The organism is Aminivibrio sp. (assembly GCF_016756745.1).
In the GTDB taxonomy this organism is placed as follows: Bacteria; Synergistota; Synergistia; order Synergistales; family Aminobacteriaceae; genus Aminivibrio.
This window is the reverse complement of the sequence record NZ_JAESIH010000059.1, coordinates 78,899-102,154: the sequence shown is the minus strand read 5'-3', so window position 1 is coordinate 102,154 and position 23,256 is coordinate 78,899. Positions and strand designations below refer to the sequence as shown.

The 23,256-nt window shown below is 61.6% G+C and carries 19 protein-coding genes; 12 read left to right on the top strand and 7 right to left on the bottom strand.

What is annotated here, in order from left to right; genetic code table 11:
• The first annotated feature begins 155 nt into the window (after window positions 1–155).
• The 4 genes from JMJ95_RS10095 to JMJ95_RS10080 all read left to right on the top strand — a co-directional run bounded on the left by JMJ95_RS10095 (window position 156) and on the right by JMJ95_RS10080 (window position 5,123).
• Complete coding sequence (locus tag JMJ95_RS10095; RefSeq protein ID WP_290685002.1) at window positions 156–1,037, top strand: zinc ABC transporter substrate-binding protein; 882 nt, start codon at window positions 156–158, stop codon at window positions 1,035–1,037.
• A gap of 308 nt (window positions 1,038–1,345) precedes the next feature.
• Window positions 1,346–2,476: a M20 family metallopeptidase gene (locus JMJ95_RS10090; RefSeq protein WP_290685001.1), complete on the top strand. Its 1,131-nt coding sequence runs from the start codon at window positions 1,346–1,348 to the stop codon at window positions 2,474–2,476.
• Window positions 2,463–3,698 (top strand): formate dehydrogenase accessory sulfurtransferase FdhD, encoded by a 1,236-nt coding sequence (gene fdhD / locus JMJ95_RS10085; protein WP_290684999.1) that lies wholly within the window; start codon window positions 2,463–2,465, stop codon window positions 3,696–3,698. Before JMJ95_RS10090 ends, fdhD begins: the two co-directional genes overlap by 14 nt.
• Before the next feature lie 393 nt (window positions 3,699–4,091).
• A complete protein-coding gene (locus JMJ95_RS10080; protein ID WP_290684997.1) occupies window positions 4,092–5,123 on the top strand; it encodes a sugar kinase in 1,032 nt (343 codons plus the stop codon).
• Window positions 5,124–5,200: 77 nt separating this feature from the next.
• On the opposite strand, the gene JMJ95_RS10075 is transcribed toward JMJ95_RS10080, so the two are convergent.
• Entirely contained in the window at window positions 5,201–6,163 is a 963-nt protein-coding gene (locus JMJ95_RS10075) for a bifunctional 4-hydroxy-2-oxoglutarate aldolase/2-dehydro-3-deoxy-phosphogluconate aldolase (protein ID WP_290684995.1), read from the bottom strand.
• A gap of 237 nt (window positions 6,164–6,400) precedes the next feature.
• Between JMJ95_RS10075 and JMJ95_RS10070 the strand changes: the two genes are divergently transcribed.
• A complete protein-coding gene (locus tag JMJ95_RS10070; protein ID WP_290684993.1) occupies window positions 6,401–6,847 on the top strand; it encodes a cupin domain-containing protein in 447 nt (148 codons plus the stop codon).
• A gap of 59 nt (window positions 6,848–6,906) precedes the next feature.
• Here the strand turns inward: JMJ95_RS10070 and JMJ95_RS10065 are convergent, their stop codons facing one another.
• Window positions 6,907–7,371: a chemotaxis protein CheW gene (locus JMJ95_RS10065; RefSeq protein WP_290684992.1), complete on the bottom strand. Its 465-nt coding sequence runs from the start codon at window positions 7,369–7,371 to the stop codon at window positions 6,907–6,909.
• 58 nt (window positions 7,372–7,429) lie between these two features.
• A complete protein-coding gene (locus JMJ95_RS10060; protein WP_290684991.1) occupies window positions 7,430–9,559 on the bottom strand; it encodes a methyl-accepting chemotaxis protein in 2,130 nt (709 codons plus the stop codon).
• Between the two features lie 246 nt (window positions 9,560–9,805).
• Here JMJ95_RS10060 and JMJ95_RS10055 point away from each other — a divergent pair, with 246 nt between their 5' ends.
• Both JMJ95_RS10055 and JMJ95_RS10050 read left to right on the top strand, forming a co-directional pair.
• Window positions 9,806–11,473: a hypothetical protein gene (locus tag JMJ95_RS10055; RefSeq protein WP_290684990.1), complete on the top strand. Its 1,668-nt coding sequence runs from the start codon at window positions 9,806–9,808 to the stop codon at window positions 11,471–11,473.
• Window positions 11,470–12,027 (top strand): hypothetical protein, encoded by a 558-nt coding sequence (locus tag JMJ95_RS10050; RefSeq protein ID WP_290684988.1) that lies wholly within the window; start codon window positions 11,470–11,472, stop codon window positions 12,025–12,027. Before JMJ95_RS10055 ends, JMJ95_RS10050 begins: the two co-directional genes overlap by 4 nt.
• 74 nt (window positions 12,028–12,101) lie before the next feature.
• On the opposite strand, the gene JMJ95_RS10045 is transcribed toward JMJ95_RS10050, so the two are convergent.
• Complete coding sequence (locus JMJ95_RS10045; RefSeq protein WP_290684986.1) at window positions 12,102–12,758, bottom strand: polysaccharide deacetylase family protein; 657 nt, start codon at window positions 12,756–12,758, stop codon at window positions 12,102–12,104.
• Between the two features lie 202 nt (window positions 12,759–12,960).
• Between JMJ95_RS10045 and JMJ95_RS10040 the strand changes: the two genes are divergently transcribed.
• From JMJ95_RS10040 to JMJ95_RS10030, 3 genes are all read left to right on the top strand, one after another.
• Complete coding sequence (locus tag JMJ95_RS10040; protein WP_290684984.1) at window positions 12,961–13,710, top strand: GntR family transcriptional regulator; 750 nt, start codon at window positions 12,961–12,963, stop codon at window positions 13,708–13,710.
• 85 nt (window positions 13,711–13,795) lie between these two features.
• Window positions 13,796–14,881: a mannonate dehydratase gene (locus JMJ95_RS10035; protein WP_290684982.1), complete on the top strand. Its 1,086-nt coding sequence runs from the start codon at window positions 13,796–13,798 to the stop codon at window positions 14,879–14,881.
• A gap of 326 nt (window positions 14,882–15,207) precedes the next feature.
• On the top strand, window positions 15,208–16,614 hold the full coding sequence (locus tag JMJ95_RS10030) for a sodium:solute symporter family protein (RefSeq protein WP_290684981.1): 1,407 nt from the start codon (window positions 15,208–15,210) through the stop codon (window positions 16,612–16,614).
• On the opposite strand, the gene JMJ95_RS10025 is transcribed toward JMJ95_RS10030, so the two are convergent.
• The gene (locus JMJ95_RS10025) at window positions 16,601–17,836 is read right to left on the bottom strand and encodes a class I SAM-dependent RNA methyltransferase (RefSeq protein ID WP_290684980.1); all 1,236 of its coding nucleotides are present in this window, start codon (window positions 17,834–17,836) and stop codon (window positions 16,601–16,603) included. The two genes, JMJ95_RS10030 and JMJ95_RS10025, sit on opposite strands and share 14 nt — an antisense overlap.
• A 154-nt stretch (window positions 17,837–17,990) precedes the next feature.
• Between JMJ95_RS10025 and JMJ95_RS10020 the strand changes: the two genes are divergently transcribed.
• Together JMJ95_RS10020 and JMJ95_RS10015 are read left to right on the top strand one after the other, a co-directional pair.
• Entirely contained in the window at window positions 17,991–19,160 is a 1,170-nt protein-coding gene (locus tag JMJ95_RS10020; protein ID WP_290684979.1) for an FprA family A-type flavoprotein, read from the top strand.
• A gap of 67 nt (window positions 19,161–19,227) precedes the next feature.
• Window positions 19,228–20,208 carry a carbon-nitrogen hydrolase family protein gene (locus tag JMJ95_RS10015; RefSeq protein WP_290684978.1) on the top strand — a complete coding sequence of 327 codons (981 nt, stop codon included), beginning with the start codon at window positions 19,228–19,230 and terminating at the stop codon, window positions 20,206–20,208.
• A gap of 451 nt (window positions 20,209–20,659) precedes the next feature.
• Here the strand turns inward: JMJ95_RS10015 and JMJ95_RS10010 are convergent, their stop codons facing one another.
• Window positions 20,660–21,751: a M42 family metallopeptidase gene (locus JMJ95_RS10010; RefSeq protein ID WP_290684976.1), complete on the bottom strand. Its 1,092-nt coding sequence runs from the start codon at window positions 21,749–21,751 to the stop codon at window positions 20,660–20,662.
• A gap of 58 nt (window positions 21,752–21,809) precedes the next feature.
• Window positions 21,810–23,012, bottom strand: a complete 1,203-nt coding sequence (locus JMJ95_RS10005; RefSeq protein ID WP_290684975.1) for a M20 family metallopeptidase — start codon at window positions 23,010–23,012, stop codon at window positions 21,810–21,812.
• Window positions 23,013–23,256: the final 244 nt, after the last annotated feature.

Here is a 23,256-nt window from a genome sequence, read left to right as displayed (position 1 = left end):
TCCTCCGGGCCTCCCTGTTTTTAGGATCCTCTCAAAGGTTCCATCCCCGAACGCCTTCCGTTTTTTTCCTTCCTGAGGTTATACTATTCTCATTCCCCGCGAGGGGAGGAAGAAAAACGGCGGGTACGGCCGACGGCCGCCCCAGGGAGGACATCATGAAAAAAAAGCTTCAGGCCGTCCTCGCGGCCATGGTCATTGTCGCGGGAGCGTTTCCGGCGGCGGCGAAGACCGCCGTGTTCGTCTCCGTGCTTCCCCAGAAATTCTTTGCGGAACAGGTGGGCGGGGAACGGGTGGAGGTTTCCGTCCTCGTGGGAAAAAACCGGGATCCCCACACTTTCGAGCCCCTTCCGGCCCAGATGGCCGCCCTATCCCGGGCAGACGGGTATCTCTCCATCGGCCTGCCCTTCGAAGAATCCCTGCTGCCCAGGATCCGGCAGCTCAACCCGTCCCTCAGGGTTTTCGCGGCGGACAGGGGCATAGAGAGGATCAGGGGAAAGGACGAAGAGCACCATGGCCGTACCGATGAACACGGCCATGAACACGATCACGGCGGGAGCGACCCCCACGTGTGGAATGGGGTCCGAGAGGCTCGGACAATAGCGAAAAACACCTGCGCCGCCCTGGCGGAGCTCGACCCGGAGGGATCGGACCACTATCGCCGCAATCTCGGGAATTTCCTTGAACGGCTGGACGCCCTGGATGCGGAGTTCCGGGAGCTCTTCAGGGGCAGGGAGGGGGCGGCCTTTCTCGTCTTCCACCCTGCCTGGGGGTACCTGGCCAGGGAGTACGGCCTTGAAGAGGTGGCCATCGAAACGGACGGCAAGGAACCCAAGGCCGCGGACATGGCCGCGGTGATCACTGAGGCGAAGCAGCGGGGAGTGAAGGTCGTCTTCGTTTCGCCCCAGTTCTCGGGAAGAAGCGCGGAGATCATCGCCCGGAGCATCGGCGCGACGGTAGAAACGGTGAACCCCCTGTCGGAGGAATGGGAGGAAAACATCCGGGCGGCGGCCCGGGCCATCGCGGAGTCGGCGCGGTAATTCGTCTTGACCCCGGAGCTTCCTTTCGGTATGGTTTTTCCTGTGCAAGCGCACACTTCAGGAGGAATACGATGGAAATGGAAAATGTTCTGTTCGCTTTCGAGCCGACCTTCTTCGCCGGGGCTGCCCGCGGGGGTGGTGAGCGCCCCGGCCTTCTTCACGAAGAAAACCGACACCCGCTTTCCCGCCTTCTCCCTCGGCGCGGAAATACGGGGAACATCACGTCTCCCTCCGCGGGCTCATCGTCGGCATGATGATCATGGCCGTCAGCCTGCTGCTTTTTATCTGACCAAAGGAGGAACAGCCCCATGAAGATTTCTTTCAACCTTGAACAGTTTTTGAAGGACCTCGAATACCTGGTGAACATCGACAGCCAGTCCAGGGACACCGAGGGCGTGGCCGCAGTGGCCGCGTTCTTTGAAAAAGCCTTCGCCGACATCGGCTGGAAGGTGGAGAAGAAAGATCTCGGCCCCGAGGTGGGACCAAGCCTCAAAATAAGCAACGGCGAAGCCCCCTACGATGCCCTGCTTCTCGGGCACCTCGACACGGTCTTCCCGAAGGGAACAGCAGGGGAGCGCCCCTTTTCCAGGGATGAAAAGCGGGCCTACGGCCCCGGCGTGAACGACATGAAGGGAGGGCTTCTCTTCGGCCTCTACGCCGCCCGGGCCATCGCCGAGGCGGGAGCGCCCGGCTCCTTTTGTATCGTCTACAACAGCGAGGAGGAGATCGGTTCCCGCAGGGCCCGCCCCTGGATCGAGGAACTGGCCCGCGAAAGCCGCACGGCGGTGATCCTGGAGCCCGCCCGCCCCAACGGCGACCTGGTGAACCAACGGAAGGGCCTTGGCCGGATTGACGTCGCCTTCCGCGGGAAAGCCGCTCATGCGGGAGTGGAACCGGAAAAGGGCGTGAGTGCCGTGAACGAGATGGCCCACTGGATTATCGGCCTCCACGGCCTCACCGATTTCGAGAAGGGCACCACCCTCAACGCCGGGGTGGTCTCCGGCGGCACGGCCCCCAACGTGGTGCCCGAGAAGGCATCCATGACCGTGGACGTCCGGATCAAGGTTCCGGAGGAAAAGAACCGCATCGAGGCGAAAATCGCCGAACTGAAGGCTCACCCGGCTACTGCGGGCATCAACGTGGAGGCCGACTTCTTCCTCACCCGGCCGCCCATGAACCCGTCGCCCAAGACCATGAAGCTCTGCGCCCTGGTGGAAGAGGCGGGCCGGGAGGCAGGGGTGGATGTCCGCTGGCAGAGCACCGGCGGCGGTTCGGACGGCAACTTCACCGCCGCCCTGGACGTCCCTACTGTGGACGGGCTCGGGCCCGTGGGCGGCGGTTCCCATGCCGTGACGGAGTACGTGGAAATCGGGGAGATCCCCTCCCGTTTCGCCCTCCTTCTGGGCATCCTGGAGAGGGTTCCGAATGCCGTTTTCTAGTGTTCCTCCCCTCCGGGGCGTTATCAGGGCCGTCTGCACGGCCCCGGCAAAGGGAATGCAGAAGAAAGACCGGGGAGAGGGACGGCTGGTCCCCGGAAAGGGACTGGAAGGGGACGGCCACTTCGGATTCGCCCACCGGCAGGTGAGCCTGCTGGACGAAGGCGATATCAAGATCATGAAACAGTCCATCCCCACCCTCTTCCACGGCGCCTTCGCCGAAAACCTGGTCACGGAAGGCATCGACCTCAAGTCCCTGGTCCTCGGCGATCTTCTCAGGATCGGAACGGCCCTCCTCAGGGTGACCCAGATCGGAAAGGAGTGCCACTCTCGGTGCGCCATCTACGAGGCCGCCGGTGACTGCATCATGCCCAGGCTGGGCATCTTCTGCGAGGTTCTGACCGAGGGACCGGTCAGGGTGGGGGACACCGTGGAATTTGTCCCCGAGGAACTGCCCGAACGCCTCGTCCGCCGAGAAATCACCCGCATCGCCGGCGGGAAGGGGGAAACGGTGACGGACAGCATGCTCAGGGAGGCCAGGGTCACCCTGGTACTCGACGGAGAGAAGCAGGTGACCGCCCTCTGCTCCCCCGGGGAAGAGCGGTACTGGGCGGTGGGGCACCTGAAGTGCCGGAGGCTCATCGACGGCCGGGAGGACATCGCCAGCCTTGAAATCCTCCCGGGGGAGGTCCGGGTGGCCCGGAAGAAGATGACCGCCGGGCTTCCCCTCCTGCAGCGTATCCTCTCGTCCTCCCCCTCGGCCATCCCGGAGGAAAGAACGGGCCAGGGTCTGGGGTCCGTGGAATCCGCGGACTGGTCCATCCCGGCCTCCGTCCTGCAGGACGGGGCGGACTGGCTTGGGGAGGCCCCTGTCTTCCGTGCCGCGGGAGGTACCCATGCGGCAGCCCTCATTCACCGGACGGGAAACCGGCTCTTCCTCACCGAGGATATCGGGCGGCACAATGCCGTGGACAAGGCCGTGGGGTGGGCCGTGCTCCATGCCGTTCCCCTTGGGGAGACCGCCCTGGTAGTTTCCGGACGCCTGCCCGAGGACATGGTCCACAAGGCGGTGGGGGCGGGAATACACGTCCTCGGCAGCGTCTCCGCCGCCATCGCCGAGGGTGCCGAAGCGGCGGAACGGGGAGGAATCACTCTCGTTGGATTCATCCGGAACGGGGGTATGAACGTCTACACCCGGCCCGACAGGGTGGTACCGGACGCCTGACATGGGGCCCCTGCAGGGGCCCCCTAAATCCGCACCTCAGCGGGGAGTGTCACCGGGGAACGCTTGGGCGGGGGGTGCAGATTGTCGTCCTTGACAACTGCCCAAGCGAGTCCCACGGCTCCCTGCGTTCGCCGGTTGCCTGCTTGTGAAACCGACATCCGTGTCGGTTTCTCTCACCTCAGGCGCCCTCCCCCAGGGGATAATCTCTTCGCCCCTGGGGAGGGCGAATTCACCTTATGCCCGGCGACACTCCCTCTGCCTGAAAAATGAGCGGATTTAGGGGCCCTTTTCTTTATTGACAAGGGACCGAAAAGGCGATAGTGTATTTTTGATCCATTCACAGAACCGGTGTTTTAACAAACGAAACAATTATTGTTCAAGGAGGTCGATACAATGTCCCGTTTTGTCACATTCGGAGAAATCATGCTTCGGCTTACTCCTCCCGATCACGAGATCCTCTTCCAGACCAACAACCTGGTGGCCACCTTCGGCGGAGCCGAGGCCAACGTGGCTGTCTCCCTGGCCAACTACGGCGAGAACGTCTCCTACGTCACCGCCGCCCCTTCGAACCCCGTGGGCGACGCCATGGTGAAGGAGATGCGCTCCTTCGGCATCGATACCAGCTTCATCGCCCGCAAGGGAGAGCGGCTCGGCATCTATTTCACCGAGACCGGTTCGTCCATGCGCCCCTCGAAGGTGCTCTACGACCGCTCCGGGTCATCCATCGCCGAAGTGAAACCCGGCGACTTCGATTGGGACAGAATCCTGGACGGAGCCACCTGGTTCCACACCACCGGCATCACCCCCTCCCTGGCCGAGGGGACGGCGGCAGTGGCCCTCGAGGCCGTGAAAGCATGTAAGGCGAAGGGCATCACCGTGTCCTGCGACCTCAACTACCGCAAAAAGCTCTGGAAGTGGGGCAAGACTGCGAAAGAAGTCATGACCGAGTTCGCCAAATACGTGGACGTCACCATCGCCAACGAGGAGGACTGCCAGAAGTGCCTCGGCATCGAAATCGACGTTGACGTCGCCTCCGGTGAGCTTGACGTGTCCAAGTACAGGGTCCTCGCCGAAAAGGTCATGGCCTCCTACCCCAACATGAAGTACCTCGCCGTGAGCCTACGGGAGAGCGTGAGCGCCGACTGGAACGGCTGGTCCGCGGTTCTGGCCGACAACAAGGGGAATTTCTTCACCAGCAAGAAGTACGAGATCCGGGATATCGTAGACCGCATCGGCGGCGGAGACTCCTTCGGCTCAGGGCTCATCTGGGGGCTGAACAACCTGAAGACCCCCCAGGAGGCCCTTGAGTTCGCCGTGGCGGCTTCGGCCCTCAAGCACACCATCTACGGCGACTTCAACAGGGTCTCGAAGGAGGATGTGCTCAACCTGGCGGGCGGTGATGCCTCGGGAAGGGTCCAGCGGTAAAGAAAAGAAAACGGGTTCGGAATGTAAGAGCGGGGGAGGCCCTTCAAGGGCCTCCCCCGTGTCGTTTCCGCGAAAGGCTACTTCTGCAGCAGGTGGAAGATAAACCCGCCCACGTGCAGGTCCAGGTAGATTGCCGCAGTTCTGCCGTCCTTTTTCTTCTCCGTCTCGGGAAGGGATCCTATGCCCTTTGACTTCAGGAAGGCGAGGGCCCGGGCCACGTCGTTGCAGGAAACGGCCGCGTGCCCCTTCTCGCCGAGGTAAGGCGACTTCATGAACTCGAAGGCCTTTCCGGCGAAGACGGAGCTGTTGCCGTCCTTCACGGCCATGCCGAAAAGGGAGGCTATCTTTGCGGCGCCGGCGGCGGCCTCTTCGCCGTCCGGGCAATTCACTCCGAGATGGGCGAGCTCGAAACCATGCATGGTATAAACCGCCTCCCGGGTAATCCGGGTGATCTCGTCGAACCGCCCCGCCGCCACCATTTCCGGCTTCACCATCCAGCTTCCTCCCACCGCGAGGATTTTGTTGAAGGAAAGGTAGGAAAGCATGTTCTTCGTGTCGATGCCGCCGGTGGGAATGAACTTCACGGAGCCGTAGGGGGCGCTCATGGCCTTGAGCATGGGAAGGCCGCCGGACTGCTCGGCAGGGAAGAACTTTACCACCTTGAGGCCCCGCTCGAGGGCCATCTCGATCTGGGAGGGGCTGTTTATCCCCGGAGTGATGGGGATGTGGTTTTCCACGCAGTAGTCCACCACGGAGGGGTTGAACCCCGGGGTGACGATGAACTTCGCTCCTGCGTCCACCGCCCGCCTGACCTGTTCCTTCGTGAGAACCGTCCCGGCACCGACCAGGAGCTCCGGAAGCTCCTTCGAAAGAGTCCCGATGGACTCTTCGGCGGCGTCGGTACGGAAGGTCACCTCCGCTATGGGGAGGTCTCCTTCCAGAAGGGCCCTGCCCAGAGGAACGGCGTCCTCCGCCCTGTCGAGCTTCACCACGGGAACGATGCCCAGTTCGCCTATGCGCTGCAGTATGTTGTTATCCATGAGATGATTGTCTCCTTTCCGTAATGGAAATCCCCACCAAGGATAGACAATAGGGCTTCCTCCCGTCAAGGGCTCTTTTCGCTGAATAAAACAATGTTTCGTAAGAAAAGCTTTGATTGACCGATATTCCCCGGAGTGATACAGTGTTTCCCAAAGAACCGCAGAGGCAAGGCAATGACTCCTCGAGGATACGGAGAAGCACGTTTTTTGCCGCGTCCCCACCGGGGGTGATATGTGATGGTCGGCATGATCGGGCGGAACGCCTGGTTTTCAGCCATGGGAGTATTCCGTGAATTTCCGGAGTTTCTCCGGACCGCCGTTCCGGACGATCCTGCCGTGACGGCGGTGGTTTCCAGGGAACAGATTGCTCCTCTGGTGGGGGACAACGGGCTTTTTCGGGTGTACCCTCTCTTTCCCTCCGACGGCAGCGTCCCATTCGACATGTTTGCCGTGGAAATGGAGCGGGGCGCCTTTTCCTTTTCGGAATCCCACGACCCGGGCACGGTGGAGTACATCCATGTGTTCGAAGGTCTGATCACCGTGAAGACGGGGCAGGAGGAATACTGTCTATCCTCCGGGGACTCCCTCCGCCACAGGGCGGACAGGCCCCATTCCTTCCATAACTCCGGAGGGGGGATGGCGACCTTGTGTATCCTGGCCTACTACCCCGACAGAAAGGACTGAAAACGGGGGCCGGATTCTACCGGCCCCCGTTTTTTTGAACTGCGGGTTTCTTTCCCGGCCTATTCCACAGCCTGGGCGAGAACGGCCTTCTCTTCCACGGAGAAGATCCTGTCCAGGTCGAGGACGATGATCAGGCGGTTCTCCACCTTTGCGATACCCCGGATGAAATCGGCGGACACGTCTCCCGCCACGATGGGAGGCGTGGGCTCGATGGATTCATCGGGAATGCGAAGAATTTCCGACACGCCGTCAACCAGAACGCCGATGTTCTGCTCCGCCATGTTCACAACGATGATGCGCCTGGCCGATTCTTCAACGGAACTGGAGTTTGCCACCCTGAACCGTTTGCACAGGTCCACGATGGGAACGATCCGCCCCCTGAGGTTCACGATACCCTCCACAAAATCCATAGTCCGGGGAATCGCGGTGATGTTCTGAAGCCGGACGATCTCCCTCACCCGTGATATGTCAATGCCGAACTCTTCCTTGCCGAGCCTGAAGACCACAAGCTGCTGCTCCGCCATACCTGTTCCTCCTTTTTATCTCCCGGTCAGCCGCCGGCAAATTCCGGGAAAAGAACCGTCATTCCGCCGGTGCAAGCCCTTTTTCCTCTTCCTCGACCCTGAACCGGGCGGCGGACTTCTGCATCTCTTCCGACAGGCTCACAAGCTCTTCGGCGGCCTTCGCGATGGACTCCGTCACCCGCCCCTGCTCTTCCATGGACCGGTTGATGTTCTCCATCTGCTCGCTGATGTCCGCTGTCGCACGGGCCACGTGATCCATGCCCGCCGTCATCTCCTCGGCGCTCGCTGACTGCTCTTCCATGGTCGCCGCTATGGACTGCACGTTCTCCGTGATGGACCCCACACGGGCGATCACACCGTCGATGACGGCCTTCGTCTCTCCGGCGCGGGCTACGAGCTCCCGGATCTTCTCCGCGCTTCCCTTCTGGTCCGCCAGGGCCTTGTCCGTCTTGCCCGAAATCTCCCCGATGACCTTGCCCACCTGGGTCGCCGCTCGGTTCGACTCTTCCGCGAGCTTCCGCACTTCCTCCGCCACCACCGCGAAGCCCCGTCCCGCCTCTCCGGCTCGGGCTGCCTCGATGGCCGCATTCAGCGCAAGAAGGTTCGTCTGGTCGGCTATCTGGGTGATGGTGTTCACGAATCCCGTGATGCCCGACACCGACTTCGCAAGCTCCGTCACCGCCGCGCTGACCTGGCTGCCCGCACCGGAGACGTCCTCTATCAGGGAGGCCATTTCGTCCAGGGCCTTGCCCCCCTTCTCCGCCGCCATGGAGATTTCCTGGGCCTGTTCCCCCGATTCGGCGGCGGCCTTCGCCCCAGCCTGAGACGCGCTCGCCACTTCCTCCACTCCGGCGTTGGCCTCCTCGATGGCGCTCGCAGTGTCGTGGGTGTTCTTCGCCACCTTGCCCACAAGGCCGATCACTTCCTGCACCGAGGCGCTGCTCTGCTCTGACGCTGCGCTCATGTCCTCAGCCCGGGAGAGCACCCTGGAGGCGCTTTCGAGGATTTTCCTGACCGTCTCGGCGGTCCCGGAGATCATCCGGTTCACCGCGTCGGCTACGTTCCGGATCTCTTCGATTGACGTGTCCGCCTCTATGGAGGCGGTGAGGTCGCCGGTCTCGGCCACGTACCGGGCCCGCTCGGCCACCGCCTGGAGGGGCCGGGCGAGGCTCCGGGAGAAAAGAATGACCACGATGGAGGCCACCACGAGGACACCCACTATGCCGATGTAGACCGCCCGGCGCATGGCTCTTTCGGCGGAGAGGGATTCCGCCGTGGTCGCTGTGGCGGCGGCGATGTACCCGTTGTTGAGGCGCTGGAAGGCCATGCTCTTCTCCTCGCCCTCGTAGACATAGGAGAAACGGCCGTTCTCCTGCGTCAGGAACTGGTCGGCGAAGGGGGCAATGGATCCCCCCGACACCTCCCGGATGGTGGGACCGTCAAATTTCTGGGTGGGGTGGTAGAGGAACCGGAGCTCCCGGTTCATGAGGATGGGATACCCCGTATTGTAGATCCTGACGTCTTTCAGCGTTTCCCTGACAAAGCTGAAATCGAAGGAAATTCCCACCACGGCTGCCGTCTGGTCTCCCATCTTCACCGGCATGGTGTAGAACACCTCGTCGAAGCCTTCTTCCGACTTCCTGATGTCTCCCCAATATTCCTGCCCCGTGTCGAGAGGGCTCCAGAACCAGGCAGCGGCCGGGTTTTTCCTGTCGATGAGGTCCGCAGCCCCCAACCCCACGGAGTCCATGTAAACAAAGAGGGATTTTTCGTCGGCTCTCCGGAACCCCACCACGAATACGTTCTTTGTGCCGAAATGTTCCGGGTTGAAGACGATAAACAGGCTTCTGGCGTGGGGAGACTGCACGCCCAGGTCGTTGATGAACTTCCCGTTCTGGGCGCCGAACTGGCGGACCACCACCTCGCCTACGTCAGGGTTGAGCATTTGGGGGGTGAAGCGGGTAGTGACGAGGGCCGACAGCGCCTGGAGCATGCCCTGGAAGCGGTTGAATGTGGCGTCCAGTTCGTGGGCGAGCCCGTGGGCCATGGACTTCTCGTAATCATCCACCACGGCGTTTAAGCCGCCGCTCCCGGCGTTTATAGCGTAAAACCCGATGCCTCCCACCGAAAGAACCAGAAGGGAGAGCACAACGAGAAGAATGCGGGCGCCAAGTCGGTTCAGTTTCACAGCTCCATCCCCTTTACTAGGATTATTGTAAAAAAACGTTTCTCCGAGAATTGTACCCTTTCTTCTACCGGGGAACAAGGCCCTAAATCCGCACCTCAGCCGGGAACGTCACCGCTGGGGTGCGGATTTAGGGCCTCAATTTGTAGTGGCGCTATTTCTTTCTTTACGATACCATTGAAGCAGTTTTTCCGCTATAGGGAACGGAAAGACTCATTCCTGCCCTTTATGAAGGGAAGTTGACAATTTATGAAACAACTTTTCGAAAAAATGAATTTTATCCTGGACGGCGGAGTTCTGGTGCTTCTTTCGGAATATCTTGCCGGACACACCTCCCGGGGATTGATAACCCGTCCGGAAGGGAATGACCTGGAGGTGCTCGACGCTTTCGGCGCGCCCATGAACAGCCTGTTCCTCCAGGGAGCGGCGGACTCCCTCGGCTCAGCCTTCCCGTCCTCTCCCCTCCGGACATCCTTCGAGGTTCTCTCCGCGCCCCTTTCGGGGGAATGGCCCTGGGCCCTCCGGCTCAGGGGAATGGGGTGGTGCTTTTACATCCTCCTGGGGGAGGAGCCGGCACCGCACATTATGGAGGAGATGCCCTCCTTCGCCGGCCTCATCAACCTGTGGCAGCTCCACCAGAAGACCGCCGGCGTGGAGGAGCGGCTCTCCCGGCTGGCCTACATGGTCCTGGCCACAAAGAACACCCTCGCCTCCATATTCGAACCCATGGGTGTCAACTACTTCGGCGCCTTCCTCCACGACGTGGTACAGGAAAGCCTCTTCCCTTCCCGGTTTTCCCTGCTGCTCGACGACGGAGAAACCCTGTCGCTCCTCGAAGGGGATGAGATGCCCCTGCCTCCGAGGAAGGGAATTTTCTCCAGGAACATTCTCTCTCCCGTCCCGGTGAGGGTGGAGCCCCAGCAGCGGGAATTCCTGGGAGACAGCGTTTTCGACTCCCTGGCCGGCGACTGGTCCGCCGTTCTCCCCATCCCCGGAGGGGCTTTCCGTCTCTTCTGCTTCCTCAAATGGGAGAAGATCCCCGGCGAAGAAGCCTTCAACTTCATGGAACTTCTCGGGAACGTGGCCTCCAAGGCCCTCTCCCTCGGAAGCCTCAGGGAAGAACGGGAACGGAACATCTCGGAGCTTACCCGCCGGGCCTTCCTTCTCAACGCCCTCCACGAGGCAGCGCTGAATTTTATGGAACAGACCTCCAAGGAGGACCTCCTGCTCCAGATACTGGACATCTTCACCGAGATGGCCCAGGCTCCCCGGTCCCTTCTCGTAGCATGGCAGCCCGCCGCCGGGGGATATGTCCACTTCGCCTCAATGAAGGAGGGCCTCCTGGAGAAAAAAGGCACCTTCGCCGGTTTTCCCGTGGGGCTTCTCGAAGGAGAACGGCAGGGATCCTTCTCCCTGGAAGAGTCGAAACGGCTCTTCACCTTCATGAAGGTGCCTGCCCTCTCGTCGGTGGAAGGCCTTGACGGCATGGACCGGATCTTCCCCCTCCTGGACGGGGACAGGATGATCGCCTTCGTGGCGGTGTCCGCCCCCCTCGCCGGAACGGCCATCATGGACCTGCCGACCCTGGAGAACCTCGCCCGCACGGCGTCGGTGGCCCTGCGGAAGAGCGAATGGGACTCCGCCCACCTGGCCGCGGGAAAATACCTGAACATTGCCGCCCTCGCCGACTGGGAGACCGCCAGGGCCCGGGACGAGATCAGGGCAGAAGGAGGGATTCCCGTGGTCCTGAACGGCCCTGCGGGAATTGACGTTTCTTCCGGGCAGGAGCGGCTGTGCCGCCTGGTGATCCGTTCGGAATGCTTCACCCGCTGCATATCGGAATCCGGAGCCGCGGACCTTGAAATCCTGTTCTCCCCGTCGGAAGGGTGGACCATGGAGAAGGAGGAAATATCATGAAGAACACGTTTGCAGTCCTGATCGTACTGGCTGTCCTGCTCTGCATCGTCCCGGCAGGGGCGGATGCCGGCCTCCCTGGGGGTCCCGTCCCCGATATGGAAAGGGAGGAGACCCCTGAAGGAATTACCTTCATCACCGCATACAGCGCCAGGGGATCCCGGTCCGAGGCCCGGCATCATTACATCGAGATCGAGGGATTCCTCGTGCCTGACGTGTTTTCCCGTCTGAAATACAAGGACTTCCCTTTCGAGTTTATCTCGAGACAGAATCACTGGGGAGACGACGGATACGTCCTTGCCGGGGAGCTGGTCGTGCCCGAATCGCCCTCAGCGGTGGCGGAAGAGCAGCTTGAAAAGGGGTGGTACGAAGGTCCGGAGCGCCTCTCAGGAACCCCGGGGAACTGGGTCTGGGGCACCTGGGAAGGGGGCTCCCTCTTCGCGGCCCCGGAAAAGCTCGCCGAGGCGGCGAAGGAACTGAAACTCCCCCTGCTTCCCAGGGATGGATCTCCCTTCCAGGAGCTCATCCTGCCCCGGCCTGTGGAAAAAGAGCGCTGACAGAACGGGGAGCGTCCCGGGAAGAAGCCCTGAAGGCTTTGGAGGAGACGCTCAAGGAGAAAAAATAGGTGCTCCTACCGGGTGATGTCCTCCACGGTGACGAAGGAAAAGCCCTTTTTCCTGTAGCCGTCGATGATCCCGGGAAGGGCTTCTATGGTGGGGCGCACTCCCACATGAAGCAGCAGGATGTCGCCGGGAGCGGCCTTCGCCAGCACTTTCCGGGTAAGCTCCTGGGCGGTGAGGCTGCCTGTGTAGTCCCCGGGATTGTTGGTCCACAGCACGATCCGCAGCCCCTCTCCGGCGGCCTGTTCCACGACGAAGGAGTTGAGCTGCCCTCCGGGAGGTCGGGCCGACCGTGGTTTTTTCCCGAGGATCGATTCGATTGCCTCGCTGCAGAGCCGCCATTCCCGGTACACATTCTCCGGGGGAAGGGTGGTGAGGTTGTTGTGGTAGTAGGTGTGGTCCCCCACCACGTGGCCGCCGCCCGCCATGGCCCGGACCAGGTGGGGGTATTCCGTCGCGTATCGGCCCACCACGAAGAAGGTGGCCCTCACGCCCTTTTCCCTCAGTATGTCCAGCAGGGGTTCCACGTACCCCGGCCGGGGCCCGTCGTCGAAAGTAATGGCTACAGTCCGGCCCTTCCCTTTTTCAAGAGGCGGCAGGGCTGAAGCTGCGGCCGCCCCGGAGGCCAGGCAGGCCAGCAACGCCCAGAGGACAATGTTTCTCTTCATTTTTCTTTTCCCAGCTCCCGATTCCGTCTGTGCAACGGCGCGGATCATAGCAAATTTTCCCTGCTTCCGCCACGGCAAAAGAGCGGACTTATCTTGACAAAAGAACGGGACACTTCTAAGATACTAACATATCAGTCTTTACGCGCTTGCGTCAGTCGCGCGCATTTTCCGCCGGATAACCTCCGGGAAAGGGACGTTGCCAATGCTCTCCTATTGCGATATGAGCGAGATCAAGGACGGAGTGACGCGGCAGGTGTACCTGACCCTGCGGAGGGACATACTGAACTGGCGCCTCCTCCCCGGGAAGCGGCTCAGCGAGAAGGATATCGCCGGCCGGATGAACATAAGCAAGACCCCCGTCCGCGAAGCATTCATCAAACTTCAGGAAGAGGGGCTCCTCGAAATCCGCCCCCAGAGGGGTACCTTCGTCTCCCTCATGGACATGGAGCAAATCGAGGAAGTCCGGTTCACCCGGTTCTGCGTCGAAAGCACCGTCCTTTCCCTTTTCATCGCCTCCCCCCCGGACGAAAAAATACTTTCCGCCATGGACGCGATCCTCGACGCCCAGGAGCAGACCATCGCCGAACGGGACGTGGACGGTTTCGTGGACTCCGACGACGCCTTCCACAGGGAGCTGTTCCTCGCCTGCGGCAAGGCCCGGGCCTGGAGCTTCATCGACCACTTCAGCGCCCAGTACAAGCGCCTGCGGTATCTCAGCCTCCAGAACTACCTCGATTTCGGCAACGTGCTCGCGGAACACAGGGGCATCCTCTCGGCGTGCAGGCGCCGGGACAGCGACGACGCCCTCCGGCGGCTCTCCGGGCACCTGAACAAAATCCTGAGCGAGTCGGAGCACCTCCGGGAAAAATTCCCGGCCTACTTTCTGAAAAACGGAGTCTCCCAGGACTCCACGGCAGTCGGCACCACCATACCGGCTCCTGAAGAAGCGTGACGGGATCAACAGACGGCAATCCCGTACGGGGGATGAATCTGGTATGATTGCTCTCATCTGACATGGAGACAAGGAGATCGGACCTATGAAACCGGCAATGGTGTTCTACAGGCATCATCTCACCAGGGAGAATTTCCTTTACGCAAAGCAGCTCGGCTGCACTCACCTGGTGATTCACCTGGTGGACTATTTCAACCGTGAAAAGGACCCCGTGACGGGAAACAACCAGCCCGTGGGCGATGCCGACGGCTGGGGAGTGACCCGCAACAGGGACGTGTGGAGCTACGAGGAGCTTCGTAACATCAGGAAGTCCATCGAGGACGAGGGGCTGGTCCTCGAGGCCATAGAGAACTTCGACCCCGGATTCTGGTACGACGTCCTCCTCGACGGGCCGAAAAAGGTAGAACAGATGGAGGGACTCAAGCAGCTCATCCGGAACATCGGCAGGGCGGGCATCCCCATCATGGGCTACAATTTCAGCCTGGCCGGGGTGGCCTCCAGGATCAGCGGCCCCTTCGCGAGGGGCGGCGCCGAATCGGTGGGCGTCGACGGCTGCGACAGTCTTCCCCTTCCTCGCGGGATGGTCTGGAACATGTTTTATGACCCCGAAGCGCCGAAGGAAGTGAACACTGACACGCAGATCACGTCCGAGGAGCTCTGGAAGCGGTTCGCCTGGTTCCTCGAGGAGCTGCTGCCCGTGGCGGAGGAGTCCGGCGTGAAATTGGCGGCCCACCCCGACGATCCCCCCTTTGCCTCCCTCCGGGGAACGCCCCGGCTCGTCTGGCGGCCTGAGCTCTACCAGCGTCTCCTGGACCTGAAGAAGAGCCACAGCAACACCCTGGAGCTCTGCGTCGGCACCCTTGCGGAAATGAACGGCTGCAATTTCTACGATGCCATCGAAACCTACGCGAAACAGAACGCCATCGCCTATATCCACCTGAGGAACGTGGAGGGGCAGGTGCCCCGGTACCGGGAGACCTTCATCGACGATGGGGACATCGACATCTACAGGGTGCTGAAGATCCTCCGGCGGAACGATTTCCGGGGCGCGGTCATCCCCGACCACTCACCCCTGGTATCGAGCCCGGCCCCGTGGCACGTGGGCATGGCCTACGCCCTGGGGTACATAAAGGCAATGATGCAGAGGGTGGAAAAGGACTACAGGGATTAAAGCAACCGAAGAGAATATGAAGAGCCGGATCTATCAAATCCGCAGGTATCCAAGACAGAAGGAATGTCGCCGGGCATAAGGTGAATTTGCTCCGCCGGGGGCGCGAAAAGGACAGGGATGTCGGTTTCACAGGCAGGCAACCGGCGAACGCAGGAAGCCCGCGGGACACGCCTGGGCGGTTGTCGGGGATGGCAATGTGCGCCGGCAACCGATGGGAGCACCGGTGACGCTCCCGATGCCTGCGGATTGAGGGAGAGAAATCCGGCTCTTTTTTTTCCCCGGAAGATGTTATACTACTGGGAAAATTTATTTTGGGGGGAGTATCAATGCATCTGTTCATTCTGGTGACGTACATCCTTGTCCTCTACGGAATCTCCTGGTATGCTTCGAAGCTTATCCAACAGGGCAAGGGAGGCGCCGTTCAGTACCTCCTCGCGGGGCGGAATCTCCCCACAGTGGTGGTGGCCGCCATGCTCGCCGGACTTGCCATCGGGGGAGCTTCCACGGTAGGCGTGGCCGAACACGCCTACAAGGTGGGGCTCTCCGCCGGGTGGTACAACGCCGCGTGGGGGGCGGCGGGCATCATCGTCGGCATCTTCGTGGCGGACTACTTCCGCCGCATGGAAGTGAACACCATCCCCGAGATGATGGAGCGGATGTACGGAAAACAGGCCCGGATGGTCAGCGTCCTCGCCCAGCTCCTCATCATGATGGTCATCACCTCGCTCCAGTACGTGGCGGGCGGTGCGGTGCTCACGGCTCTCATGCCCTCGGTATTCACCTTCCAGATGGGAATGCTGGTGACCGCCGTTCTCTTCGTGGGAATCACCTACATCGGCGGCTACTGGGGCGCCGGTCTCACCAACGTGGTGAACGTCGTGGTGATCTACGGCGGCATCCTGGCGGCCCTCCGGAGCTCCTCCGAGGTCTTCGGCGGCATGGAGTCCATCGCGGCGAGCCTTCCCGCGGGGGGCCCCTGGTTCGATTTCTTCTCCGGAACGGGCATCGCCATGATCACCTCATGGATGGTAGTCATGATCACCCAGGGCTTCTCGGTCCAGGCCATCTCCCAGATCGCCTTCGCCGCGAAGGACGGCCGGGCAGCCCGTCACGGCTACATTCTCGGGGGACTGGTGATTCTTCCCGCAGGCTTCCTCTGCGCCCTTTTCGGCATCATCGCGGCGGCGAAGTTCCCCAACCTCGAGAATGCCGCCCTCGCCCTGCCCACCATCATGACCAACATCTCGCCGGTGGTGGGGGGCATCTTCCTCGCGGCCCTGTGGGCGGCGGGCATCTCCACGGCTGTGGGCCTGCTCCTGGGAAGCTCCACCCTGGTGATGCAGGACGTGTGGAAGCGATTCTTCCCGAACACTGTCACGGACAAAAACGAGGTGTTCCTCTCCAGGCTCACGGTGCTGGGCTTCAGTGCGGTCACCTACTTCCTGGCCCTCACGTCGGTGGGGATCCTCAAGACCATCACCACGGCCCTGGCCATCACGGCGTCCTTCACCCTGCTCATCGTGGCCAACATCTTCTGGCCGAAGTACTGCAAAAAGGAGGCAGGCTTCTGGACGGTCCTCGCGTCGGTGTTGGTCTGGCTCGCCTGGACCCTCTTCCCCCAGATGCGGATCGTTCCCCACGTGGTCTACCTCGAATGGCCCGTCTGCCTGGCGGTCTTCGCCCTGGCGTACCGCTTCGGCACTGAACCGGCGGACAGCATCATCCGGAGATAGCCTCCCCCCCTCTCCCCGGACCGTCCAGAAGGGCGAGCACCTCCACGGCGGCGGTCCGGGGAAAGAAGTCGAAGGGGAGAAGGCGGCGCACCTGATAACCGCCTTCTTCGAGAAACAACAGGTCCCGGGAGAGAGTGCCGGGGCTGCAGGAAAGATAGGCGAGCCTTGCGGGGCGGAGCCGCCCCGTGAGGGCTCCCGCCACGGTGGGCTCGAGCCCTGTCCGGGGAGGGTTGGCGTACACGAGCCGCTCTTCCGGCCTGAACCGGCCCAAAAAAAACTCCGCCTGGGGAAGCCGTTCCGCACAGGTCCCCCTCAGGATTTCCGCTCCCGGAACGTTGAGCCGTGCGCACTCCACCGATTCCCCCCCAGCCTCCACTCCGAGAACGGCGGCTCCTGAAGCCTGCCACAGGACCATGCTTGCCCCCGTGCCGCAGTACAGGTCCAGGACGGCTTTGCCGGGGCCGGGGCGGAGAAACTCCCGGGCTTCGGCAAGGGAGCGGTCGTGGAGGCCGTCCAGAAGTTGTGAGAAGGATCCCGGGCCATAGAGCAGCCCCCTTGAGTCCCGCGACCGGGGGACGCCCAGGGAAAGTCTCCATCCTCCTTTGGCGAAGAGCCGCACACCAGCGGACGGGTGCAGGTGGACCCACAAGCCCTCGAGACCGGCCCTTACGAGCAGGGAGGCCGGAGCGTCCCCTCCGGCGGAGGAGAGCCATCCGTCGCCGGGGTCCCGCTTCGACTTGAAGATGAGAGTGCACTGAGCACCGGAAAGGGCTACAAAGGCCAAGGGAAAGCTCCCCTGGGGCTCGTCGGGGGGAAGCCCGGACGCCAGGGCCTTCAAGATACCCCTGACGCGAGGGGTGTGAACGGGGCAGTCCGCCAGAGAGACGAAGGGCCGGGGCCGTTGGAAGCGCAACGGGTAGGGCACTCCCTGCCGTACACCCTCCATGCCGAAGAGCCATCCTTTCCGCCCGTCCCACCGGGCTGCCAGGGCGGTCCTGTCCCGGTAGCCCAGGCGATCTTCCGCAGGAACTGAAAGGACGTCTTCAAGTCGATCCTTCCAGGGCGCCAGGGCCCGCTCGGCCCGGGCCTTCTTCCTCGCCTGCGACTCCCGGAGGGGAAAGGGCCCGTCGGGGCAGGCGCCGCATGCAGGGGCGCATCCCGGAGGCAGGGTATAATGGTCTTCCCGGTTCGTGGAGCATCCTTCCTTTCCTTGGCCGTTCACTGAAAGAATACCCCAGAATCCGGCCTGCCGCAAAGGGGACCCTTGCCCCGGCATTGCAGGATGGCTATAATTTCAGCGGAATATTCGATACCGGCCTCGCGTATCCTGTTCAGCGGGGCAAAGGTGCATATTTTTGAAAGGAGAGATGACACAAATGAAGAAAAGAGCCATGCGCGGCGGCGTCTTCCTCATGGGCGCCGTGGACTGGAACCGCCATCTTTTCGACTCTCTTATCCCCCTGCCGGAGGGTACCAGCTACAACGCCTACCTGGTGGAGGGCTCGGAGAAAACGGCCCTCATCGACACCGCCGACCCGGCACTGGAACACGTTCTGCTGGCCCAGCTGGAGGACGTGAAGAAGATCGACTACATCATTTCGCTCCATACCGAGCAGGATCATTCCGGGGCCATCCCCACGCTGCTCGAGAAATACCCGGAAGCGAGGGTTGTCTGCTCCACGAAGGCCAAGGAAATGCTCCAGGACCACCTCCACATCGACGACAGCGTCATCGACGCCATGGAGGACGGTCAAACCCTCTCCCTGGGGAACCGTACCTTCAAGTTCATCCACACCCCCTGGGTCCACTGGCCGGAGACCATGTGCGCCTACCTCCAGGAGGAGAAGATCCTGTTCTCCTGCGATTTCTTCGGCTCCCACCTGGCCACGTCCGACATGTTCGCCGGCGAGAGCCCGGCCATCTACGAGGGGGCCAAACGGTACTACGCCGAGATCATGATGCCCTTCCGGTCCATTATCCGGAACAACATGAAGAAACTCGAGGACTACGAATTCGACATGATCGCCCCGAGCCACGGCCCCGTCTACGACAAGCCTGAATTCATCCTGGACGCATACCGCGACTGGATCTCCGACAGGGTGTCCAATTTCGTGGCCATCCCCTACATCTCCATGCACGGAAGCACCGAGATCATGGTGAACCACCTGCTCGACGCCCTGGTGGAGCGGGGAGTGAAGGTCAAGAAGTACGAACTCACCGGCACCGACATAGGCAAGCTGGCCATCGACCTGGTGGATGCCGCCACCATAGTCATCGGCACGCCCACCGTACACTTCGGCCCCCACCCGGCGGTCTTCTCCGCAACCCACCTGGCGAACGCCCTCCGGCCGAAGCTGAAGTACGCCGCCATCATCGGCTCCTACGGATGGGGAACCAAGGCGGTGGAGCAGATTTCCGGCCTGATCCCCAACCTGAAGGTTGATGTTCTCGGCACAGTCCTGTGCAAGGGCAAGCCCCGGGCAGAGGACCTCGCCGCCCTGGACGCGCTGGCCGACGCCATAGCGGAGAAGCACAGGGCACTGTAAGATTGTACTGCGGGGGAGAAGTGAATCTTCTCCCCTTTTTTATATTTTCCCCGGGGAGGGAAACAACATGAGTCTGAAGAGTGGGATTGTCCGGGCGGCAGTGGTCCAGGCCGCACCGGTGATCATGGACAGGCGGGGAACCATGGAACGGATCAGGAAGCTCGTGGAAGGTGCGGCTGAGCAGGGGGCGAGGATCATCCTCTTCCCCGAGGCCTTTATCCCCTGCTACCCGAGGGGTCTCTCCTTCGGCTCGGTGGTGGGAAACCGCTCCATGGGGGGAAGGAAAGACTGGGCCCGGTATTACGAAAACTCCATCGACGTACCCGGCCCGGAGACCGAAGAGCTCGGAAAAATGGCGGCGGAGAGCGGGGCCTATCTTTCCATCGGCGTGATGGAACGGGACGGAGGGACCCTCTTCTGCACCCTGCTGTATTTCGGCCCCGACGGTTCCCTCCTCGCGAAACACAGGAAACTCAAGCCCACGGGAAGTGAACGGCTCATCTGGGGTGAGGGGGACGGCAGCACCCTTGCGGCGGTGAACACGCCCTACGGCGTCATGAGCGGCCTCATATGCTGGGAAAACTACATGCCCCTCGCCCGGGCCGCCATTTACGGCCGGAACCCCTCCATCTACCTGGCCCCGACGGCCGACCAGCGGGAGGGGTGGCAGTGCTCCATGCGCCACATCGCCCTCGAGGGGCGGTGCTTCGTCCTGTCCTGCAACCAGTTCGTCACGAAGGACATGTACCCCAGGGATCTCCAGTGCTACGGGGACCTCGAATCCCAGCCGGACATCATGTGCCGGGGCGGCAGCGCCATCATCGACCCCCTCGGGAACTACCTTGCGGGGCCCTCCTGGGACCGGGAGGAAATCCTCTGCGCCGATCTGGTCCTCTCTGCGGTGGTGGAAGCCCGCTACGACTTCGATGTCACAGGCCACTACGCCCGGCCCGACGTGTTCACCCTCCTGGTGAACGGCGAGCCCCTGCGGGGAATCGACTATTCCGGGGACCCCTTCCCGCCGGGGTGCGGATTTAGGTCAATTTGATTGCTTCGTATCAACAGGCTTTGCGAGTTTGATTTACGCGGCAGTTATAAACGAGGCGGGAATTACGGTTATACGGATGCGCCGATCTCGGGGTAAAAAAGGAGGCGGGGCCGGCTGAGGAAACCGGCCCCGATGTTCAGGGAATGAATGCTTCTGCCCGAAAGCCGGGCTGAAACTCTCTTTCTTCAGGGAAAAAAGAGAGAAAACGCGCAATATCGATATCCAATATACTGTATTCATTATGCTATCACCGAAAGAGCCCTTTGTAAAGTAGGTAAAATTACCCTAAATCCGCAGGCTTTTGAGGCAGAGGGAGTATCCGCCGGGCATACGGTAAATTCGCCCTCTCCGGGGACGAAGAGATCCCGCTCCGCGCTCTTTGCGGGGGGCGCGGATTTAGGCCTGGTTATCGTGGACACAATATCACACAGGCGGTTTTTCGCCGGGGAACTCAGATAAAATCGAGGGAGACGGAACCGTTTTCCCTGATCATCTCCGTCAGTACCAGGACGGCACTGACGGCGTCGTTGACGTTCACCAGCTCCACGGGGGAGTGAGAATACCTCCGGGGCGTCAGAAGAAGGCCTACCGGAATGCCGTTGGCTTCAAGGGAGATGTTCGCGGCATCGGTGGTATAAACCTCCCCTCCGAGGGTGACCATCTGGAGGGGAATGCCGGCCCGTTCCGCCGCTTCCTCGAGCATTTTCCGCACTTTCGGATGGACCACGTCGGCGATGAAGGCGGAGTCGTAGCCGTCCAGAAGGGCGACGGCAGGCCCGCCGCCGAGTCTCACAGGAAGCCGGCGGTCAAAGCTCACGTCCGGGGTGTCCCCGCTTGGAATGGTGTCGAGAGCTACGGCGTAATCGGGAGCCACCCTGCCGCTGACCATGGCTGCTCCCCGGAGCCCTATCTCTTCCTGGACGGTGACGACGCCGCACAGGGTGCCGGGGAAGGATATTCCCCGCAGCTCCTCGAAAAGAGCGGTGAGGATGGAGCATCCTACCCGGTCATCGACGGCTTTGGAGCAGATGAGGTCAGGGTTTGCCATCTCCATGAAGTCTCCTTCGAAGGCGATGCGGTCTCCTACCCGGATGCCCATGGTCAGGACTTCGTCCCGGGAGAAGGCTCCGACGTCGATGTAGCATTCGTTCATGGGTTTGACCTTAGTACGTTCCTCGGCGCTCATGAGGTGACCGGCCTTGATCCCCAGGATGCCGGGGATTGTGCCGTTGATCCTCACTCTCCGTCCCTGGAGAAGGAGGTCGCTCACCACGCCGATGCGGCTTATGAGGAGGAAACCGTTCGGAAGGATGTTCTTTACGCACAGGCCGATTTCATCTGCATGGGCCGCCACCATCACCTTCGGCCCAGGAAGGCCTCCTTTTCTCACGGCCACGATGTTTCCCCACCTGTCCACCGAAAGCTCATCCGCCAGAGGGCGGAGTTTGTCCGCCATCGCGGCGATGACTTTCTGCTCTTCGCCGGACACGCCGGGAATGGCCGTGAGTTCCCTGAGCAAACCCCTGAGTCTCTCCTTCAGCATGGAATTTTCTCCTTTCAGAGAAAGACAGCGGGGACCCCCGAGGGGCTCCCCGCAGCGATCATGCCTGTTTTTTCAGCCAGTCGAAGGCCATGGTGGCCAGTACGGCCGGTCCGATCCAGAGGATGTCCTCGTCTATGTCGAACCTGCTGTTATGGTGGGGCCAGGTCTGCCCTTTTGCCTCGTTGCACCCGGGCAGAAAGAAGAAAGTCCCCGGGGCTTTCTCCAGGAAGAAGGCGATGTCCTCTCCTCCCATGGATGGGCGGGAGATTTCCCTGACCTTTTCGGCCCCCACGATCTTCTCTGCGGCAAGCCTGAGTTCTTCTGTCATGACGGGGTCGTTCACCACGGGGGCTGGGCCTTCCCATCCGTATTTGAATTCGATGCTTCCCCGCATGCTCGAGGCGACACCCGAGGCGACCTCCTCGATGCGGCGGGCCAGGAATTCCCGGGTCGCCTGATTAAGGGCTCTCACTGTGCCTGAGATGCGGCATTCTCCCGGGATGATGTTGAAGGCCGTTCCGGCGTGAATTTCGCCGAGGCTGACTACCGTCGGCTCGAGGGGGTCCACTTCCCTGCTCACGATGGTCTGGAGCTCCGTGATGATCTGTCCGGCGATGGAGATAGTGTCCACCGAGCCGTGAGGGTAGGCTCCGTGGGAGCCTACTCCCTTGACGAGGATCTCGAAACGGTCCATGCAGGCCATGATGCCGCCCGGCCGGTAGCCGATCTCTCCCGGGACGAAGTCCTTCCAGATGGAGCCTGTATGAAATCCCGCCATGGCGTCCGGGGCGGGATTGTCGAAGGCGCCGTCGTCGAGCATTCTTTTCGCTCCTCCGGGGCCGTCGGGGCAGCCTTCCTCGCCCGGCTGGAAGATGAAGAGAACGGAGCCCTCGAGTTCGTTTTTCGCCTCGAGAAGGATCTTCGCCGTAGCAAGCCCCATGGCGGCATGGGCGTCGTGGCCGCAGGCGTGCATGCAGCCGTTGGTCGAGGCGAAGGGAAGACCGGTCTCCTCCTTTATGGGCAGGCCGTCCATGTCGGCCCGGATGGCGAAAACGGGCTTTTTGCGTTTGCCTTCGAGGAGGGCAGCCACGCCGTGTCCCCCGAGCCCCTTCCGGTAGGGGATCCCCATTTTGTCCAGCTCGGCGCAGACGTAGGCCTCCGTCTGGGGGGTGTTCACGCCTGTCTCGGGTATCCTGTGCAGATCTCTTCTCCACTTTACGATGGTCTGGTGCATTTTCTTCGCTTCAGCCCGAAAATCCATTATCCGATCTCCTCCTTTTGCAATCTTCCGATAATACACGCTGCACAGTGCAATAGTAGTTCACAGGGCAGATTTTGTACAGACGGTTTACTGTCCTAAATCCGCAGGCAGCGGGGAGTGTCACCAGTGCTCGCTTGGGCGGGGGGTGCAGATTGTCGTCCTTGACAACTGCACCTGAAACCGACATCCGTGTCGGTTTCTCGGCCCGGGCGCTGTGCCCGGCGACACTCCCTCTGCCTGAAAA

Coding starts and splice junctions, on each gene's coding strand:
- JMJ95_RS10095 (WP_290685002.1), top strand. CDS start 156: ATGAAAAAAAAGCTTCAGGCCGTCCTCGCGGCCATGGTCATTGTCGCG.
- JMJ95_RS10090 (WP_290685001.1), top strand. CDS start 1,346: ATGAAGATTTCTTTCAACCTTGAACAGTTTTTGAAGGACCTCGAATAC.
- fdhD (WP_290684999.1), top strand. CDS start 2,463: ATGCCGTTTTCTAGTGTTCCTCCCCTCCGGGGCGTTATCAGGGCCGTC.
- JMJ95_RS10080 (WP_290684997.1), top strand. CDS start 4,092: ATGTCCCGTTTTGTCACATTCGGAGAAATCATGCTTCGGCTTACTCCT.
- JMJ95_RS10075 (WP_290684995.1), bottom strand. CDS start 6,163: ATGGATAACAACATACTGCAGCGCATAGGCGAACTGGGCATCGTTCCC.
- JMJ95_RS10070 (WP_290684993.1), top strand. CDS start 6,401: ATGGTCGGCATGATCGGGCGGAACGCCTGGTTTTCAGCCATGGGAGTA.
- JMJ95_RS10065 (WP_290684992.1), bottom strand. CDS start 7,371: ATGGCGGAGCAGCAGCTTGTGGTCTTCAGGCTCGGCAAGGAAGAGTTC.
- JMJ95_RS10055 (WP_290684990.1), top strand. CDS start 9,806: ATGAAACAACTTTTCGAAAAAATGAATTTTATCCTGGACGGCGGAGTT.
- JMJ95_RS10050 (WP_290684988.1), top strand. CDS start 11,470: ATGAAGAACACGTTTGCAGTCCTGATCGTACTGGCTGTCCTGCTCTGC.
- JMJ95_RS10045 (WP_290684986.1), bottom strand. CDS start 12,758: ATGAAGAGAAACATTGTCCTCTGGGCGTTGCTGGCCTGCCTGGCCTCC.
- JMJ95_RS10040 (WP_290684984.1), top strand. CDS start 12,961: ATGCTCTCCTATTGCGATATGAGCGAGATCAAGGACGGAGTGACGCGG.
- JMJ95_RS10035 (WP_290684982.1), top strand. CDS start 13,796: ATGAAACCGGCAATGGTGTTCTACAGGCATCATCTCACCAGGGAGAAT.
- JMJ95_RS10030 (WP_290684981.1), top strand. CDS start 15,208: ATGCATCTGTTCATTCTGGTGACGTACATCCTTGTCCTCTACGGAATC.
- JMJ95_RS10020 (WP_290684979.1), top strand. CDS start 17,991: ATGAAGAAAAGAGCCATGCGCGGCGGCGTCTTCCTCATGGGCGCCGTG.
- JMJ95_RS10015 (WP_290684978.1), top strand. CDS start 19,228: ATGAGTCTGAAGAGTGGGATTGTCCGGGCGGCAGTGGTCCAGGCCGCA.
- JMJ95_RS10010 (WP_290684976.1), bottom strand. CDS start 21,751: ATGCTGAAGGAGAGACTCAGGGGTTTGCTCAGGGAACTCACGGCCATT.
- JMJ95_RS10005 (WP_290684975.1), bottom strand. CDS start 23,012: ATGGATTTTCGGGCTGAAGCGAAGAAAATGCACCAGACCATCGTAAAG.